This is a genomic window from Streptomyces olivochromogenes, from assembly GCF_021538895.1.
GTDB lineage: Bacteria > Actinomycetota > Actinomycetes > Streptomycetales > Streptomycetaceae > Streptomyces > Streptomyces olivochromogenes_A.
Genome location: NZ_JADDRL010000164.1, coordinates 1 through 16,380 on the forward strand (window position 1 = coordinate 1; position 16,380 = coordinate 16,380).

15 protein-coding genes are annotated in these 16,380 nt (G+C 72.7%); 5 read left to right on the top strand and 10 right to left on the bottom strand.

All coding sequences use genetic code 11. From position 1 onward, the window contains the following. Nucleotides 1-91: 91 nt before the first annotated feature. The 3 genes from IPZ69_RS43080 to IPZ69_RS43090 form a co-directional block, all read right to left on the bottom strand. The gene (locus IPZ69_RS43080; protein ID WP_235460349.1) at nt 92-874 is read right to left on the bottom strand and encodes a calcium-binding protein; all 783 of its coding nucleotides are present in this window, start codon (nt 872-874) and stop codon (nt 92-94) included. A gap of 75 nt (nt 875-949) precedes the next feature. Further along, nucleotides 950-2,032: a M23 family metallopeptidase gene (locus IPZ69_RS43085; RefSeq protein ID WP_235460350.1), complete on the bottom strand. Its 1,083-nt coding sequence runs from the start codon at nt 2,030-2,032 to the stop codon at nt 950-952. 84 nt (nt 2,033-2,116) lie between these two features. Next, on the bottom strand, nt 2,117-2,713 hold the full coding sequence (locus IPZ69_RS43090) for a TetR/AcrR family transcriptional regulator (RefSeq protein WP_235460351.1): 597 nt from the start codon (nt 2,711-2,713) through the stop codon (nt 2,117-2,119). Nucleotides 2,714-2,907: 194 nt separating this feature from the next. Here IPZ69_RS43090 and IPZ69_RS43095 point away from each other — a divergent pair, with 194 nt between their 5' ends. Continuing rightward, complete coding sequence (locus IPZ69_RS43095) at nt 2,908-3,699, top strand: SDR family NAD(P)-dependent oxidoreductase (protein ID WP_235460352.1); 792 nt, start codon at nt 2,908-2,910, stop codon at nt 3,697-3,699. Between the two features lie 57 nt (nt 3,700-3,756). Here IPZ69_RS43095 and IPZ69_RS43100 read toward each other — a convergent pair whose 3' ends face one another. The 7 genes from IPZ69_RS43100 to IPZ69_RS43130 form a co-directional block, all read right to left on the bottom strand. Next, a complete protein-coding gene (locus IPZ69_RS43100; protein WP_235460353.1) occupies nt 3,757-5,190 on the bottom strand; it encodes an aminobutyraldehyde dehydrogenase in 1,434 nt (477 codons plus the stop codon). After that, nucleotides 5,183-6,502: a flavin monoamine oxidase family protein gene (locus tag IPZ69_RS43105; RefSeq protein ID WP_235460354.1), complete on the bottom strand. Its 1,320-nt coding sequence runs from the start codon at nt 6,500-6,502 to the stop codon at nt 5,183-5,185. Before IPZ69_RS43105 ends, IPZ69_RS43100 begins: the two co-directional genes overlap by 8 nt. A gap of 25 nt (nt 6,503-6,527) precedes the next feature. Then, nucleotides 6,528-7,598 carry an ABC transporter ATP-binding protein gene (locus IPZ69_RS43110; protein ID WP_235460355.1) on the bottom strand — a complete coding sequence of 357 codons (1,071 nt, stop codon included), beginning with the start codon at nt 7,596-7,598 and terminating at the stop codon, nt 6,528-6,530. A gap of 3 nt (nt 7,599-7,601) precedes the next feature. Then, on the bottom strand, nt 7,602-8,483 hold the full coding sequence (locus tag IPZ69_RS43115; protein WP_235460356.1) for an ABC transporter permease: 882 nt from the start codon (nt 8,481-8,483) through the stop codon (nt 7,602-7,604). Continuing rightward, the gene (locus IPZ69_RS43120; RefSeq protein ID WP_235460357.1) at nt 8,480-9,379 is read right to left on the bottom strand and encodes an ABC transporter permease; all 900 of its coding nucleotides are present in this window, start codon (nt 9,377-9,379) and stop codon (nt 8,480-8,482) included. The genes IPZ69_RS43115 and IPZ69_RS43120 overlap by 4 nt, the downstream gene beginning before the upstream one ends. 3 nt (nt 9,380-9,382) lie before the next feature. Then, a complete protein-coding gene (locus tag IPZ69_RS43125) occupies nt 9,383-10,507 on the bottom strand; it encodes a polyamine ABC transporter substrate-binding protein (RefSeq protein WP_235460358.1) in 1,125 nt (374 codons plus the stop codon). A gap of 190 nt (nt 10,508-10,697) precedes the next feature. Then, nucleotides 10,698-11,876: an aromatic ring-hydroxylating oxygenase subunit alpha gene (locus IPZ69_RS43130; RefSeq protein WP_235460359.1), complete on the bottom strand. Its 1,179-nt coding sequence runs from the start codon at nt 11,874-11,876 to the stop codon at nt 10,698-10,700. A gap of 472 nt (nt 11,877-12,348) precedes the next feature. Here IPZ69_RS43130 and IPZ69_RS43135 point away from each other — a divergent pair, with 472 nt between their 5' ends. The 4 genes from IPZ69_RS43135 (at nt 12,349) to IPZ69_RS43150 (ending at nt 16,366) form a co-directional block, all read left to right on the top strand. Further along, nucleotides 12,349-12,795 carry a hypothetical protein gene (locus IPZ69_RS43135; RefSeq protein WP_235460360.1) on the top strand — a complete coding sequence of 149 codons (447 nt, stop codon included), beginning with the start codon at nt 12,349-12,351 and terminating at the stop codon, nt 12,793-12,795. Beyond that, nucleotides 12,792-14,057, top strand: coding sequence for an NADH-ubiquinone oxidoreductase-F iron-sulfur binding region domain-containing protein (locus IPZ69_RS43140; RefSeq protein WP_235460361.1), 1,266 nt, complete (start codon nt 12,792-12,794; stop codon nt 14,055-14,057). The genes IPZ69_RS43135 and IPZ69_RS43140 overlap by 4 nt, the downstream gene beginning before the upstream one ends. 61 nt (nt 14,058-14,118) lie before the next feature. Continuing rightward, a complete protein-coding gene (locus IPZ69_RS43145) occupies nt 14,119-14,310 on the top strand; it encodes a ferredoxin (RefSeq protein WP_235460362.1) in 192 nt (63 codons plus the stop codon). 1 nt (nt 14,311) lies between these two features. After that, nucleotides 14,312-16,366, top strand: a complete 2,055-nt coding sequence (locus tag IPZ69_RS43150; RefSeq protein ID WP_235460363.1) for an acetate--CoA ligase family protein — start codon at nt 14,312-14,314, stop codon at nt 16,364-16,366. Nucleotides 16,367-16,380: the final 14 nt, after the last annotated feature.

Sequence of the window (16,380 nt, forward strand, 5' to 3'; positions counted from 1 at the left end):
GCACCTGACGCCGCGAGGCCCGCCCTTCGGGCGGACGACGCGAGTTTGACGACAGGACCTAGCGAGGGCCGGGTGGATCGCGCCTGCCGGATCAGCCGCCCGTGACGTCCACGAAGTCGGCCGGGGAGGTGGCCGATCCGGTGGTGCTGGACCCGGCGAAGCTCCAGCGCCAGTAGCCGTCCACCGTGGCCTTCGCGGTGGCCTTGAGAGCGCCGCCGATACCGCTGGTCACCGTCGTCACGGTGGTGTAGGTGGTGGTGCCGGCCTTCCGGAACTGCAGTTGCGCGGGCTTGCCCACGTAGCCGCCATTGGTGCCGTTGTCCCAGTTGGCGCGGGTCAGGGCGCCCTTGACGGTGATGACCTTGCCCTTGGCCACGGGCTCGGGAGAGGCGTCGGCGGTCAGCTTGGCGGCACGCTTCATCAGGAAGGTGCCCGCGCTGTCCTTGTCGACGTAGTCGAAGTCGTTGGCGTCCACGGACGTCCAGACGTGCCAGGTGCCGGCGGTGGCGTTGGTGTGGGGCGTAAGGGGGCCGACGGTGATGTCGGTGGTGCAGATGGAGGTGCTCTCGCTGCGGGGGTCGGGGGAGCAGGACATCGGAGTGTCGGAACCGGGCCCCGCATGGCCGTCCGGGTTGTCGAACGAGCCGTGGTAGACCCAGCCGAAGGCGTCCTTGATCCCCGAGTTGTCGCTGGCGGTGATGCTGAGCGTGAACGTCTTCGTCCCGGTGGCGCCGAGCACGACCGCCTTGCCGTTGTTGACGACGACCTTGAGGACCTGGGTGTCGCCCGAGCCGGAGTCGGCGTCGGCGGGTGAAACGGCGAGGGCGGAAAGGGCCAGCGCACCTGACGCGGCCACGACGGCGGAACGTCTCAACTTGGGTCCTTGGGGAGAAGAGTGGTGTGCCCGAAACGGGGCGTGATCCGAAACGGATCGCATAGTAGCCCGCGCTCAGTGTCCCGAGGAGAGCCAGGGCTGGGGGTCGGTGTAGTAGCCGCCGTAGATGACTTCGAAGTGCAGATGCGGGCCGGTGGACAGGCCGGTGGAGCCCACGCGTCCGATGGGGGTGCCCGTCCGCACGGTCTGGCCCGCGCTGACCTGGAGGGCGGACAGGTGGCTGTAGGTGGTCTCCAGGCGCTTGCCCTGGATGGTGCCGTGGTCGATGACGATGCGGTTGCCGTACGCCTTGGTCAGGGCGGCGAAGACCACCCGTCCCTGCCGCGCGGCGGAGACCCGGGCGCCCTGCGGCGCGCCGAAGTCCACGCCCGTGTGGAGCTTGGTCACGCCGGTGAGGGGGTGCACCCGGGAGCCGAAGGGGGACGTCACGGTGAGGGTGTCGACGGGTGCGGCGAGGATGGTGTCCGCCGTCTGTCCGGTGCCGTCGCCCGCGTCCTCGTGGTCGAACCCCGCATAGTGCGCCAGGCGCGACTTCACCTCACCGACGTAGGTCGACGCGCTCGCGGGGACGCGTCCGGCCTTCACCACCTCGCCCTCGCCCACCGCGTAGGCCGCCAGGGTCAGTTCGACCAGGTCCCCGGAGACGGTCCCGTCGGTCCGCAGCGTCGTGACCTTCGTCGCGAGGGCACAGTCCTGTCTGCCGAGCGCCATGATGGCGTCCGGCCGGTCCAGGGGTGAGGAGCGCCCGTTGCCGTCGTCGTCCTTGCCCCACCGCTTCCATGCGGCGTCCGTGAAGGCGGCGATGCCGGACCTGCCCGGCTCACCCGAGTCGCTCTCCCAGCCGGAGAGTTGGTCGATCTGGGCGGCGAGCACGGACGGGCTGAGCACCGCACAGGCGCCGGCGGCCTTGCGCAGCCAGGGACCGTACGACGCGTTCACCTGGTCGGCGCTGTTCGGCTGCGCGGTCGCGGCCTGCGTCGAGTCGGGGTCGAAGCCGCCGGTCAGGGTGAGGAAGCCGGCGACCGCCAGGGCCGTGACGAGTCCTGGCAGCACCAGGAGCGTGAAGGGGCCGGGACCGCGACGGCGGGGGCTGGGCGTACTCCCCGAAGGGTCGTGCGGGTGGGGCCTGTTGTTCACAGGCGGACGCTAACCCGCCTCCCCCGCGTGCCGCAGCGGACGCGGAGGCAGGGTCGGCTGCCCGAAGGGGCACACCTGGTGGCCCTACGCCAGGAGACCGGGTTCGGGTGACTGGGCGATCGCTCCCCGGGCCAGCAGCAGGAGGGCGTCGACCAGGTCGTCCGCCGGGCTGCCGGTCGCCAGGCGCCGCAGTTGCAGACCCATCACCAGGGCGACCGTCGTGGCCGCCAGGTGTTCCGCGTCGGGGACGCCCAGGGCGGTGAGGATCTGGGCGGCGAGCCGGTCGTAGGCCCGGAACGCCTCCGACGCCGCCTCGCGCAGCCGCTCGTCGCGTCCGGCGTGGATGTACAGCTCGAACGGCGCGAGATGCGCGCTGTCGAGCGCCGTACCGCAGGCCACCTGGCCGGCCAGGGACGCGGCCTCCTCGATGGCGAGGCCCTCGGTCTGGCACTGGTCGGCCAGCTCGGTGAAGTGCCGGGCCTCCTCGCGCACGAAGTGCAGCAGGCTCTCGCGCAGCAGATCGTGCTGGGTCTCGAAGTGGTACGTGACCGAGCCGAGCGAGACCCCGGCCTCCTTGGCGATTCTTCTGTTGGTGAGCGCCGCGAGCCCGCCCTCGCCGATGATCTGCAGGACGGCCGTGATGATGCGCTGACGTGTCGGGGCGGGGGCGGCGTTGGACATGTCGCTCATTGTTCCATCGGTGCGTCGCGGCTTCGGACAGGGGCGCAGGCCGCTGCACGTCCGACTCCACCGAACCGCCTCAGCTCCCTTACGCATGTGACCTGTTGGTGAGGGCGTGAGTGGACGGGATCACCTGGACAGGAGCACCGGACCTCCCTATTGTTCGTTCGAACGAACGGAATCGGAGGGCAGTCGTGCACATCGCTGGGGCAACCGTTCTGCTGACCGGAGTCACGGGAGGCATCGGCGGGCAGCTCGCCGCCGAACTCTCGGCCCGGGGCGCAGACCTCATACTCACCGGACGGCGTCGCGAGGCGCTGGACCCCCTCGCCGAACGCTTCGGTGCCCGGACCGTCCTGGCCGACCTCGGCGACCCGGACGACGTGCTCCGCCTGGCCTCGGAGGCCGCCGGTACGCAGATCCTGGTCGCCAACGCGGCCCTGCCCTCCAGCGGCGACGTGCTGGACTACACGCCGGAGCAGATCGACCGGGCGATAGCGGTGAACCTGCGCGCCCCCGCGGTGCTCGCGCGACTGCTGGCCGGGGACATGGTGGCCGCCCGGCGCGGGCACATCTGCTTCGTCGGGTCGCTGTCCGGGCTCGCGGCCACCAAGTCGTCGTCGATGTACACCGCGACCAAGTTCGGGCTGCGCGGGTTCGCCCTCTCCTTCCGCCAGGACCTGCACGCCACGGGCGTGGGCGTCTCGATCGTCCAGCCCGGTTTCGTACGGGACCTGGGCATGTTCGCCAAGACGGGCTCGCCCACCCCCGGCGGCGTACGCACCGTCTCGCCGGAGCGGGTCGTCAAGGGGGTCGTCCGGTCGATCGAGCGCAACGTCGCCGAGATCAACGTCGCGCCGGCCGAGCTGAAGTTCCTCACCAGGATCGCCTCGCAGTTCCCCGGATTCGCGGAGCGAGTGCAGCGCAGGGTGGGGGCGGAGGAGACCATGGAGGTCATCGTGGAGGCCCAGCGGTCGAGCCGCTGAGCCGCCGGGGGCTGCGGAACAGATGCGTGCCGGGGCGCGTCACCACGCCCCGGCGCGTCACAGCATGACGTGCTTGACCTGCGTGTAGTCGAGCAGCCCGGTGAGCGAGAGGTCGCTGCCGTACCCGGAGTGGCGCACACCCCCGTGGGGCATCTCCGACACCGTCGTGCCGTGGGTGTTGACCCAGACGATGCCGGTGTTCAGCGCGCGAGACGCGCGCATCGCGCGGTCGTGGTCGCGCGTCCAGACGCTCGCGGCGAGCCCCTGGGGGACCGCGTTCGCCAGGCGGAACCCCTCGGACTCGTCGGCGAAGGACTGGACGGTGACGACCGGACCGAACACCTCGCGCTGCACGATCTCGTCCCGCTGCCCGACCCCGGCGACCACCGTCGCCTGATGGAAGTAGCCGGGGCGGTCCAGGGCCGCGCCGCCGGTGACGACCTCGGCGTGCGCCGGGAGCGTCTCCAACAGGCCTTGTACGGAGGACAGTTGGGCCACGCTGTTGAGCGGTCCGAAGGCGGCGTCCGGGTCGTCGGGGTCGCCGGGCGCGAGGCGGGCGGCGCGGTCGGCGAAGGCGGCGAGGAACTGGTCGTGGATCCGCTGGTGGACCAGGATCCGGGTGGCGGCCGTGCAGTCCTGGCCCGCGTTGTAGTAGGCCAGTGACGACAACTGCTCGACCGCGTCGTCGAGATCGGCGTCCTGGTGGACCAGCACCGGCGCGTTGCCGCCGAGTTCGAGGTGCAGCCGCTTGAGGTCGGCGGCCGCCGCGGCGGCGATCTGCTGACCGGCGCGGACGCTGCCGGTGACGGCGACCAGCCGGACGGCGGGATGCGCCACCAGGGAACGTCCCGTGTCACGGTCGCCGCACACGACGTTGAGGACCCCGGGCGGCAGATGCTCGGCGGCCAGCCGGGCGAGCAGTACGGCGGAGGACGGGGTGGTGTCGGAGGGTTTGAGGACGACGGTGTTGCCGGCGGCGAGCGCGGGGGCGATCTTCCACACGGCCATCATCAACGGGTAGTTCCACGGGGTGATCTGCGCGCAGACGCCCACCGGCTCGCGCCGCAGGACGGAGGTACGGCCCGGGGTGTACTCGGCGGCGGCGGCGCCCGGCAGGTTCCGGGCGGAGCCGGCGAAGTACCGCAGCACGTCCACGATCGCGGGCAACTCGTCCGCCAGGAACAGGGCGCGCGGCTTGCCCGTGTCGGCGACCTCGGCGCTCGCCAGCGCGTCGGCCTGCGCCTCCAGGGCGTCCGCGATCCGCAGCAGCGCGGCCTGCCGCTGCTGCGGAGTGGTCACCGACCAGCCGGCGAAGGCCTCCTCGGCCGCCCGGCAGGCCGCGTCCACGTCCGCCGGACCGGACAACGGGGCACTCCCGTGCGGGAGTCCGGTGGCCGGGTCGACCAGCCGCAGCGTGGCACCGGAAGCGGCGGGCCGCTCCTTGCCGTCGATGTGGTTCAGGACGGTCGTGAACCGGTCGGTGTCAGCCACGGCGCAGCGCCTCCTCGGCGGCGGCGCGGCCGGTGCGGACGGCGCCTTCCATGTATCCGGCGACCCACTGGTCGGAGCCGCAGACGTAGAACGGGGGTTCGTGGGTGCCGTGCAGCGGGCCGACGGCCATGACCTCGCCCGGTGGCCACTGGGTGACGTAGCCCTGGGTCCACGGGTCGGTGCCCCACAGCCGCAGGTGGCAGGCGGTCGGCCGGAGTGCCTCGTCGCCGAACAGGGCGGCCATCTCGGCGAGCAGCTCCGGGGTGCGCAGCTGGGGCGGGACGCCGAGCAGCACGCCGTAGCGCTCGGGCGGTATCAGCGCCGACAGGACGCCCTCGTTCTGCGGCCAGGTGCTGCCCAGCACGCCCTCGCATTCGGACAGGCCGTTCAGACCGTCCGCGCGCCAGAAGGGCCGGTCGTAGACGGCGGCGAACTTCGCGGCCGTCGCGTGGCGTTGCCGGTGCAGGGAGGCGAGCCGCTCCTCGCTCACGCCGCTGACGGCGACGGACCTGAGCGGTCCCACGGGCAGGGCGCTCACCACCGCGCCGGCGGTGAGGACCTCGCCGGTGACCAGGCGCACGGCGCAGCGGCCGGGTCGTATGTCCAGGGCGGCGACGGGGGAGCCGAGCCGGACGCGATGGCCCAGCTCGCTGCCCATCACCTCGGCGAGCGTCGCCGAACCCGCCGCCAGCCGCAGTCCCTCCCAGTCCTCGTAGTCGTAGTCGCCGGTGCCCGAGCCGGGGACCGCCGCGCTCTTGCGGAGCGCGGCCAGCAGCGAGATCCGCTCGTAGGAGCCGCCGGCCAGGCCGAGTTGGCCGATCTCCCACAGGCGTACCACGCCCGGCGTGGCATGCCGGGAGCGGAGCCAGTCGGCCACGGACAGCCGGTCCAGGGCCGCCGCGTCCGGATGCGACCACGGGTCGTCGGGGTCGACAGTCGCGGCCAGGGCGGCGAACTCGGCGCCGAGGCGCTCGTGCAGGGCCGTGTCCCCGGGGCCGAACCAGTGCGGTGGGTCGCCGGCCGAGCGGCCCTCCGGTGTGGCACGGGTGATGCAGCCGGGTTCGGCGACATAGCTGGGGATCAGGTCGAGGCCGAGTTCCTTGGCCAGTTGCAGGTAGGCGGTGTGCCCGTGGCCGACCACCTCGCCGCCCAGCTGGACGGTACGGCCGTCGGGCGTACGGGTCTGCTCGACCCGGCCGCCGACGCGGTCCCGGGCCTCCAGGACCAGCACGTCGGTGCCGCCGGCCGCCAGGTCCCGGGCGGCGGCGAGCCCGGCCAGCCCGGCGCCGAGCACGATCACGTCGTGATGCATGAGCTTCGCTTTCGTCGGGGAGGGGTCAGGCCAGGACCAGGCAGTGCTCGGGACGCCAGCCGAACTCCACCGTCTCGCCGCCGCTCCAGCGGTCCTCCATGCGGGCCCGGGCCGTGTTCTGCTCCAGGACGGACAGCGTGACGCCGGGGGCGAGTTCGATCAGGTAGGTCGTGGTCGGGCCGCTGTAGACGGTTTCGCGGATGACACCGCGCAGCATCGACATGTCCGGTTCGAAGTCGGACAGCCAGATCTTCTCGGGGCGCACGGACACGCTGACGGCGGCGCCGTCGTCGATGCCGCTGCGCGTTCCGACCGGCAGGGCGGGCCCCTGGTCGAGAGTGACCTCACCGCCCCGATAGGTGCCGGTCATCAGGTTGGAGGTGCCCATGAAGGAGGCGACGAAGCGGGTGGCGGGGTGCTCGTAGATGTCCTCGGGGGTGCCGCACTGTTCGATGCGCCCCTCGTTCATGACCGCGATCCGGTCCGACATGGTCAGCGCCTCGTCCTGGTCGTGGGTGACGAAGACGAAGGTGATGCCGACCTCGCGCTGGATCTGCTTCAGCTCCACCTGCATCTGGCGGCGCAGCTTCAGGTCCAGGGCGGCCAGCGGCTCGTCGAGGAGCAGGACGGCCGGACGGTTGACGAGGGCGCGGGCGAGCGCGACGCGCTGGCGCTGGCCGCCGGAGAGGGTACGGGGCTTGCGGTCGGCGAGGCCGGAGAGCTGGACCAGCTCCAGCATCTCGCCGACGCGCCGGCGGATCTCGGTCCTGGCGACGCCCTGGCGCTTGAGGCCGAAGGCCACGTTGTCGGCGACGCTCAGGTGGTCGAAGAGCGCGTAGCTCTGGAAGACGGTGTTGACGTTGCGCTTGTTCGGCGGCAGCGCGGTCACGTTCTCACCGGCGAGCAGCACCGAGCCCTCGGTGGGATCGCTGAACCCGCCGATCATGCGCAGCGTGGTGGTCTTGCCGCAGCCGGAGGGCCCCAGCAGGGAGAAGAAGTGGCCGGCCTCGATGTCGAGGTCCAGGTGGTCAACGGCGTAGGAGTCGGCGAACCGCTTGGAGACGCCTTCGAGCCGGACGGCGGGGGTCACGTCCATGAGTCACTCTCCGGAGAGGATGTCGAGGCCGCCGCGGCGGCCGAAGAGGCGCGGGATGAACAGGGCCAGGGCGATCAGGCCGATGGATCCCGCGAGCATCAGCGTGCCGACCGCGTTGATGGTCGGCTGCACGCCGAAGCGGATCGCCGAGTAGATGCGCACCGACAGCGGCTGGGGGTCGACGCCGGTGGTGAAGTAGGCGAGGACGAAGTCGTCGAAGACCAGCGCGAAGATCAGTACGGCACTGGCCAGTACGGCGGGGAGCAGGGCGGGCAGCGTCACCAGGCGGACCGCCTGCCAGCGGGTGGCGCCGAGGTCCATCGCGGCCTCCTCCACCTCCGGGTTCAGCGCGGCCACCCGGGACCGGAGGATGACCGTGACGTAGGAGATGGAGAAGGTGATCTCGGCGAGCATGACCGTGCCGGTGGACAGGGCCACGCCCAGGCCCTTGAACAGCAGCATCGACGCCACGCCCGTGACGATCTCCGGCGTGATCAGCGGCACCAGCATGATCAGTCCGGCCAGCGAGCCGAGCCGGGTGCGGCAGCGGACCAGGCCGAGCGCGAGCGCCACCCCGAGGACGACCGAACCGGCCATCGCCACCAGGGAGATCCGCAGGCTGGTGCCCAGCGACGCGATGAGGACGTCGTCGTGGACGAAGGCGCGGTACCAGCGCAGGCTGAACCCGCCGAAGACGGTCAGGGACTTCTTGGAGTTGAAGGAGAACAGGGCCACGACCGCGATCGGCAGGTAGAGCAGGGCGAAGAAGAGCGCGGTGACGGCGATGAGGACACGGGGTCTGCGATCGGCGCGGCCCCGCTTGGTACGGGTCCGGGCGGCCGGCCGGGCCGTGGCGGTGACGGAGGGCTGCTTGACCATGGTCATCGGCGGGCCTCCGCCTCGTCCTTGCGGGTGCGCCGCAGGTAGCCGAGCATCCCGACCAGCAGGACCAGCATCAGCAGCATGGTGAGCGCGGAGCCCAGCGGCCAGTTCTGGCCCTGGAAGAACTTGTCCTGGATGAGGTTGCCGATCATGATCTGGTCCGGTCCTCCCATGAGCTGTGCGCTGACGAAGTCGCCCATGGCGGGCAGGAAGACCAGCACCAGCCCGGCCGCGGCGCCCTGCCGGGTGGCGGGCAGCGTGACGTGGAAGAAGGTGCGGACCGGGCCGCCGTACAGATCGCGGCCGGCCTCGATGAGGGAGACGTCCAGCCGTTCCAGGGCCGCGTACAGCGGGATGATCATGAAGACGACGAAGCCGTAGACGAGTCCCGCGACCACGCCGACGCCGGTGTTGAGGATCTTCGTGCCGCTGTCGGCGAGCCCCACCGCGCGCAGGGCGCGCAGCACGGGTCCGTCGTCGGACAGGACGACCGACCAGCCGTACATCCGGACCAGGTAGTTGGCGAAGAAGGGCACCACGATCGCGGCGATCAGCGCGTTCTTGTACCGGCCGCCGTACAGGGCGATCGTGTACGCCACCGGGTAGGCGATCAGTAGGCAGATCGCGCAGGTCAGCAGGGCGTAGCCGAGGGAGCGGGCCAGGACCTCGGTGTAGGCGGGGTCGGCGAGGGCGCGGACGCCGGCCAGGTCGAAGCCGAAGCGCGGGTTGCCGAGGTCGTCGGTGGTGCCGACCGCGAGTACGGCGACGAGCGCCAGCGAGGCGATCAGGAAGCCGGTCATCCACAGGGTGCCGGGCAGCATGAACCAGGTCCACATGCGGGTGCCGGTGGCGTCCCGGCCGCGGCGGCGGGCGCGTGCGAAGTGGCGGAGCAGTGCCATGGGTCAGCCCGCCTTCACATGGGTCCAGGCGGTGTCGCGGGCGTCCTCCGCCGCGCGGCCGCCGTTGCGGAAGAACAGGTCCGCCTTCAGGTCGTCCTCGGTGACCAGGCACTCGGGGAAGGGTTTGACCAGTTCGGCGTAGACCTTCTCGGTGCCCGCCACCGGCATCGGGTAGCCGATGTACTCGATGTTCTTCTTCACGTTCTCCGGCCGCAGCATGTAGTCGATGAACAGCATCGCGGTGCCGGGGTGGGGGGCGTTCCAGGGGATGGCGTAGCAGTCGGAGTTGATCGGCGTGCCCTCCCTCGGCGCCTCGAAGCCGAACACCGAGGGGTCCTTGGCCTGGTTGAGCATGGCGGCCATGTCTCCGCTCCAGGCCTGCGTGATGATCGCGTTGCCGTTGAGGAGGTTGTTGTAGCTGTCGCTGGAGAAGCCGCGCAGTCGCGGCCGCAGGGTGTTCAGCAGGGCGGTGATCCGGTCGAGGTCGCCGGTGTCACCGGTGCTGACGTCCAGGCCGAGTTCCAGGGCGCCCATGCCGAGGACCTCGTCCCGGTCGTCCAGCAGGAACACCTTGCCCCTGGCCTTGTCGTTCCACAGGTCCTTCCAGGAACCGGTCAGCTCGCCGATCCGGTCGCGGCGCCAGCCGATGCCGGTCTTGTACGCCGTGAAGGGGACGGTGTGCGCGGAACCGGGGTCGTACCAGGGGTCGGCGAAGTAGTCGTAGGAGCCGAATATGGCGTGCGCGTTGGTGAGCCGGGAGTGGTCGATGCGGCGCAGCCGGCCGCCGCGGACCAGGCGCTGGGCCCATTTGGCGGTGGGAAAAATGATGTCGTAACGGTTGCCGGCGTTGAGCTTGGCGACCATGCCCTCCATCGAGTCGAAGTTCGACTGGACGACCTTGACGCCGTACTCCTTCTGGAAGCCCTTGAACACGGACGGGTCGACGAAGTCGGCCCAGTTGAAATAGACGAGATCGCCGTCGACATGCGGCTCGACCGGGGCGAGCTGCCGGGCGTCGGGGGTTTTCGCGGGCATGAACCCGCAGCCGGCGGCCGCGGCGCCCAGCAGGCCGCAGGCGCCCGCCCGCAGCACGGCGCGTCGGGTCGGCGGTGGTACCTCGGGGGACATCGAACGTCCTCTCCGTCGAGGAACAGCACAACTCCAGGGCGGGACCGGTTGGTCGGCTCACGGAGGCCCTGACTCCGTAGGGAAGACCGGTCTGGGGAGGGTGCGAGCGTGCGTCAGCGGGCGCGGGGTAAGCCCGCCCGCGGACCCACGACGGCGTGCGGGTGCGACGCGTGTGCTGTGCCGGGAGGAGTCACGGCGTGGGCCCCTCCACGTCGTCGCGGATGCGGCGGGCGAACCAGCCGACGGCGGCCTCGCGCTGCGACAGCGGCCCCGGCTCGAAGCCGGGCGTCCGCAGGCCGGCCTGTACCCGCTCCACCAGCTCGGCGTCCTCGTCGTTGGTGACCCAGCCGATGTGGATGTTCAGCCGCCGGGCCAGCCGGGTGCGGATGCTCTCCCCGTGCCGTGTGTAGAAGCCGCCCGGAATCGCCGCCCGGTCCTGGGCGGTCGGCAGGGCGGTCCATGCGAGCACGTGGTCAGGGTAGAAGTCGATGAGCGTGTTCGGGTAGATCACGGCGTACCGCCACACCCGCCGGTCGGCCTCGGTCAGTCCCGGCATCGGGGTCGCGAGGCGCTGGTAGAGCCGCTCGGTCCAGTTCGAGGAGGGCTTGTCGCGCAGCGGAGACTCGAACAGGACGTAGTTCTCCTGCATGTCCACCGTGTACGCCTGGTAGTCGAGCAGTCGCATGAGCGCGGGGTGGGCCACGGGGACGTGGTAGCCCTCCAGATAGTTGTCGACGATCACCTTCCAGTTGGCGTTCTGCTCCTCGCCGTCCGCCAGGTCGTGGATGCGGTGCTTTCCGACGGGTACGAGGCCGGGTCCGGCGTAGCGGCCGACGGCCTCGGCGAGCCCGGCGCAGCTCTCGGCGAGCGGGGTCGCCTCCATGTCGAGGTTGACGAAGACGAAGCCGAGGAAGGACTCCACGTTGACCGGGTGCAGTCCGAGCCGGGGCTTGTCCAGGCAGGGGATCCGGCGTGCCTCGGGGGCGCCGACCAGCCGTCCGTCCAGCTTGTACGTCCAGCCGTGGTACGGGCAGCGGATCGCCTTGCCGGACGGTTCGGGGGCGGTGACCAGGCGGGTGCCGCGGTGCCGGCAGACGTTGAGGTGGGCGGCGAGGCCGCCGTCCTCGGTCCGTACGACCAGCACCTCCCGGCCGGCGGCGGTGGCGGTCAGCCGGGCGCCGGGGCCGGGCAGGTCGGACTCGTGGCAGACGAGCTGCCAGGACTTGGCGAAGACGCGGTCGGTCTCGGCCTCGGCGATGGCCGGATCGGTGTAGTAGCGGGCGGGCAGCGCCTCCCCGGGGTGCTCGGGGGGCGGCTCGGGCGGGGCAGGGGAGACGGTGTCGGCTGCCCGGGTGGTCGAGGGGTGCATCGGGTCCTCCTCGGCGCCGCCGCGGCGGCGATGGGCGGTGAGTCCGTGGCCGGAACGCAGGGTGGGCGCGTCGTTGGACGACGCGTCCCGGCCTGCCGGAATCCGGCTGACTAATTGGTTAGTCAGAGTGGGACCAGGGCGGGATCAAGTCAAGACTTGTGGGCTGACTAATTAGTTAGTTAGTGTCGTGGCAGGCGGACGACCTGGTCCCGCGACCACTCGACCGGGCCCGTACCGCCGCAGCGCGGACCACCGTCCGCACAGATCCGGACACCCTCGGTCCACGCCGGTCCGGGCAACCTCGCCCACACCGGTCCGGCCACCCTCCGTCCACGCGGTGCACGGCCCCGGCCGGGTACCCCGCACAGCTCCCCGCCCCTCTCGTCGCGGCGCCGGAGCACCCCCGTCCACGCCATCGCCCCGCCACCCCGTCTCCGGACCACCCGGAATCGGTGCGACCCCGGAGGCACGCATGAGCGCACGCCGAAGTCTGGAATGGCTCGGCCTCACGCCAGAGCCCGAACAGGAACTGCCCGCCGCGGTGGCCGCCCTGCGCGCCCCCGCGGCCGACCGACCGCCGACGGCCCTGGTCGCCGCCGAGCGGCACCGCGTCGAGCGGCTCGTGCTGCGCGGCACCCAACGCGGCTGGCTGCGCTACCTCCACGAGGTCACCGAACTGGTCGTCGAGGCCGCGGCCGGATCCGCGACCGCCGACCCACGGCCGGCGCTGGTGGCCGGCGAGGTCGTCCTCGACCACCACCGCATGCTGATCGGCCTGCCCGGGGCCGGCTACGCGCACACCGCCACGCAACGGCGCGATCTCGAACGGGCGCTGGCCCGCCTGAGGTCCCGCCAAACCCGCGAGCCGCAGCGCGCTGCCGCCCCCATCGGCCACTTCGAGCCCAGGAGCACCGTATGACCGGCGTCTTCTCCCTCCTTCCCGAAGGACGACCCGGCCTCCTCGTCCCCGCGCCGGGTGCCGCGCCCGGCGGGAGCGAGGACCTCGCCCGGTACCTCTCCGTGGGCGGCTACGCGCCGCTGCCCGCGCCCGACCGGTTGCTCGACCGGATCGCCGAGGCGGGACTGCGCGGCCGCGGCGGGGCCGGATTCCCCGCCGCCGTCAAGCTCCGCGCCGTCCGCGACGCACCGGGCGGAGCCGTCGTGGTCGCCAACGGAGAGGAGGGCGAGCCGGGTTCGGTCAAGGACCGCTGGCTGCTGCGCCACCGACCGCACGTGGTCCTCGACGGCCTGCGCCTCGCCGCGGCCATGACCGGAGCCGGGCGCGGCTGCGTGTACCTCTCCGACACGCCCGCCGAGCGGGCCGTCCGCCAGGCACTCGCCGAGCGTCCCCCGGAGCTGCCCGTCGACGTCGTACGCACGGAGCACGCCTACGTCGCGGGGGAGGAGACCGCGGTCGTACGACGCATCGACGGCGGACCGGCGCTGCCCACGGCGAAACCCCCGCGCCCCTTCGAGAGCGGTGTCGGCGGCGCCCCCACCCTCGTCGCCAACGTGGAGACGCTGGCCCGTATCGCGCTGCTGCACGCGCGCCCCGACGCCGCCGGCGCCGTCGCGGGCAGTCACCTGGTGACCCTCTCGGGCGGCGGCGGCCGATCCGGCACGGGCGGTGCCGCCACGCTCGTCGAGGTGCCCGCCGGCACGCACCTGAAGGTCCTCGCCGACCTGTGCCGGCACGGCAGGTCCGAGGCGGTCCTGCTGGGCGGCCTGTTCGGAGGCCTGCACGGCGCGGGCTGGACCGACCTCCAGCTCGACCACGATCGCCTGCGCGCGGCCGGCGGGGCCCTCGGCTGCGGGGCGCTGCACTTCCTGCACCCGGAGGACTGCCCGGTCTCCGTTGCCACCGAGGCCACCGCCTACCTCGCGGCACAGAGCGCCCGGCAGTGTGGGGTGTGCGTCTCCGGCACCGGAGCGCTCGCCCGCACCCTCACCGCCGTCGCACACGGCGAGGCGGACGACGACGCGGCCGACAAGCTGCGCCGCTGGTCGGGGCAACTGCCCGGCCGCGGGGCCTGCGGCCTGCTCGACGCCGCCGCCCGCATCGCCGCCACCCTCCTCGCCCACTTCCCCGACCGGGTCGACGCCCACCGCCGCGCCGCCTGCCCCGCGTGCGCCGGCGCCACGCCCGAGGACGGGCGCCGCTTCGCGGTGCCGGTGCCCTGACCCGGCCCGCGCCACTCACCCCACCGAGCCGCCCGAACCGCCGCACCGAAAGGACAGCCCCATGAAACTCCTGCTGGACTCCACCCGCTGCCAGGGCTACGGCCTCTGCCAGGAACCCGCGCCCGAACTGATCGACCTCGACGAGTGGGGCTACGCGCAGGTGCGCGCGACCGAGGTTCCGCGGGACGGCCAGGACGCCGCCCTGACCGCCGTCGCCGCCTGCCCCAACTCCGCCCTGCGGCTGGTGAAGTGACATGGGACGCGACCTGTCGGCCCTCTTCGACCCCGTCTCCGTGGCCGTCGTCGGAGCGAGTGACGACCCGGCCAAGTACGGCCATGCCATCGCCGCGCAGGCCATACGCGCGGACGGCCGCCGCCCCGTCCACCTGGTCAACCGCCGCGGCGGCACGGTCCTCGGCCGCACCGCCGCCCCGAGCCTGAGCGCGATCGGCGAGCCCGTCGACCTGGCCGTGGTCTCCGTGCCCGCCGCCGGCTTCGAGGACGCCGTCGACGAGGCGCTGCGGTGCGGGGCCCGGGCGATCGTCGCGATCACCGCCGGCTTCGCCGAGACCGGCGACGCGGGACGAGCGCGCCAGCTCGCCGTCGCCGAACGCGTGCGCGCCGCCGGTGCCGTCATGGTCGGGCCCAACTGCCTCGGGCTGGCCGACAACACCACCGACCTCTTCCTGGCCTCCGACACCTTCACCCCCGGCGGCGTCGCGCTCCTCAGCCAGAGCGGCAACCTCGCCCTCGAACTCCAGCTCCGCTTCCGCCCGCACGGCCTCGGCTTCTCCCGCTTCGTCTCGCTCGGCAACCAGGCCGACGTCACCCTCGTCGACCTGCTCGCCGACTGCGCCCGCCACGAGGGCACCCACGCCATCGCCGTGTACGCGGAGGACTTCGCCGACGGACGCGCCTTCGCCGAGGCGGCCGCCGTCGCCGGGAAGCCCGTGGTGCTGCTCACCGCCGGACGCGGCGACGCCTCCGCGCGCAGCGCGCAGTCGCACACCGGGGCGTTGACCACCTCCGCCGACGTGGTGACGGCGGCCTGCCGCGACGCCGGTGTGGAACTGGTCGCCACCCCCCGCGAACTCACCGTCGTCCTGGCCGCGTTGAACGGCGCGCGGCGCGCGGCCGGCCGCCGGGTCGCCGTGCTGACGGACGGCGGCGGGCACGGCGTCGTCGCCGCCGACGCCGTCGAGGCGGCCGGCCTGACCGTGCCCGAACTCCGCGAGCCCACGCAGCGGCACCTGCGGGAAGCCCTGTGGGAACAGTCGGCCGTCGCCAACCCGGTCGACCTCGCCGGGATGGGCGAGCAGGACCCCGGCTCGTACGCGGCGACCGTCGCCGCGCTGCTGGCGGCCGAGGAGACCGACGCCGTGCTGATGACCGGCTACTTCGGCGGCTACGCGGCCGCCGACGGCGGGCTCGGCGGCGGCGGCACGGTGCTCGCGGACGGGGAACAGGCCGCCGCCCGACTCATCGCCGACCGGCACCGGGCCACCGCGAAACCACTCGTGGTGCAGTCGATGTACCCCGACTCTCCCAGCTGCCGCACCCTCGCCGCCGCCGGGATCCCGGTGTTCGACGCCACCGAGGACGCCGCCCGCGCCCTCGCCGCCACGGCACCCGGCGCCCCGCACACCGGCGTCACGCCGCTGCCCCGCCCCGCGCCGCCGCTGCGCGCGAGCGGCTACATGGAGACCCGCCGGGCCCTCGAAGAGGCCGGACTCGCCTTCCCGGCCGCCCGGGAGATCCACGACGAGGCCGAACTGCTCGCCGCCACCGCGGAGTTCACCGGCCCGTACGTCCTCAAGGCCCTCCACCTGCTGCACAAGTCCGACGCGGGCGGTGTGGCGCTGGGCCTGGCCGGACCCGACGAACTGCTCGCCGCCTTCCGCGAGATGGACGCCCGGCTCGGCGCCTTCGCGTACTCGGTGGAGGCGATGGCGGACCTGACCGACGGCATCGAGCTGATCGTCGGCGTCAACCGGGACCCCCGGTTCGGCCCCGTCGCGATGGTGGGTCTGGGCGGCGTGCTCGCGGAGGCCCTGCACGACGTCGCCTTCACGCTGGCCCCGGTGCCCGCCGACCGCGCCCTGCGCCTGCTGCGCGGGCTGCGCACCGCCGCACTGCTCGACGGCGTCCGCGGCCGCCCGCCGGTCGACGTCGAGGCGGCCGCCGCTGCCATCGAGGCGATCACGGCGTTCGCCGCCGCCCACCCGGAGATCGCCGAGATCGAGGTCAACCCCCTGCTCGTGCGCCCGCGCGGTGCCCTCGCCCTCGACTCCCGAGCCGTCCTCGCCTGACCGTCACCACGCCC

Bases quoted from the DNA above. Each gene is read 5' to 3' on its own strand.
- IPZ69_RS43120 (WP_235460357.1), bottom strand. From the start codon at position 9,379: ATGGCACTGCTCCGCCACTTCGCACGCGCCCGCCGCCGCGGCCGGGAC.
- IPZ69_RS43145 (WP_235460362.1), top strand. From the start codon at position 14,119: ATGAAACTCCTGCTGGACTCCACCCGCTGCCAGGGCTACGGCCTCTGC.
- IPZ69_RS43105 (WP_235460354.1), bottom strand. From the start codon at position 6,502: ATGCATCACGACGTGATCGTGCTCGGCGCCGGGCTGGCCGGGCTCGCC.
- IPZ69_RS43135 (WP_235460360.1), top strand. From the start codon at position 12,349: ATGAGCGCACGCCGAAGTCTGGAATGGCTCGGCCTCACGCCAGAGCCC.
- IPZ69_RS43115 (WP_235460356.1), bottom strand. From the start codon at position 8,483: ATGACCATGGTCAAGCAGCCCTCCGTCACCGCCACGGCCCGGCCGGCC.
- IPZ69_RS43140 (WP_235460361.1), top strand. From the start codon at position 12,792: ATGACCGGCGTCTTCTCCCTCCTTCCCGAAGGACGACCCGGCCTCCTC.
- IPZ69_RS43125 (WP_235460358.1), bottom strand. From the start codon at position 10,507: ATGTCCCCCGAGGTACCACCGCCGACCCGACGCGCCGTGCTGCGGGCG.
- IPZ69_RS43110 (WP_235460355.1), bottom strand. From the start codon at position 7,598: ATGGACGTGACCCCCGCCGTCCGGCTCGAAGGCGTCTCCAAGCGGTTC.
- IPZ69_RS43090 (WP_235460351.1), bottom strand. From the start codon at position 2,713: ATGTCCAACGCCGCCCCCGCCCCGACACGTCAGCGCATCATCACGGCC.
- IPZ69_RS43150 (WP_235460363.1), top strand. From the start codon at position 14,312: ATGGGACGCGACCTGTCGGCCCTCTTCGACCCCGTCTCCGTGGCCGTC.
- IPZ69_RS43130 (WP_235460359.1), bottom strand. From the start codon at position 11,876: ATGCACCCCTCGACCACCCGGGCAGCCGACACCGTCTCCCCTGCCCCG.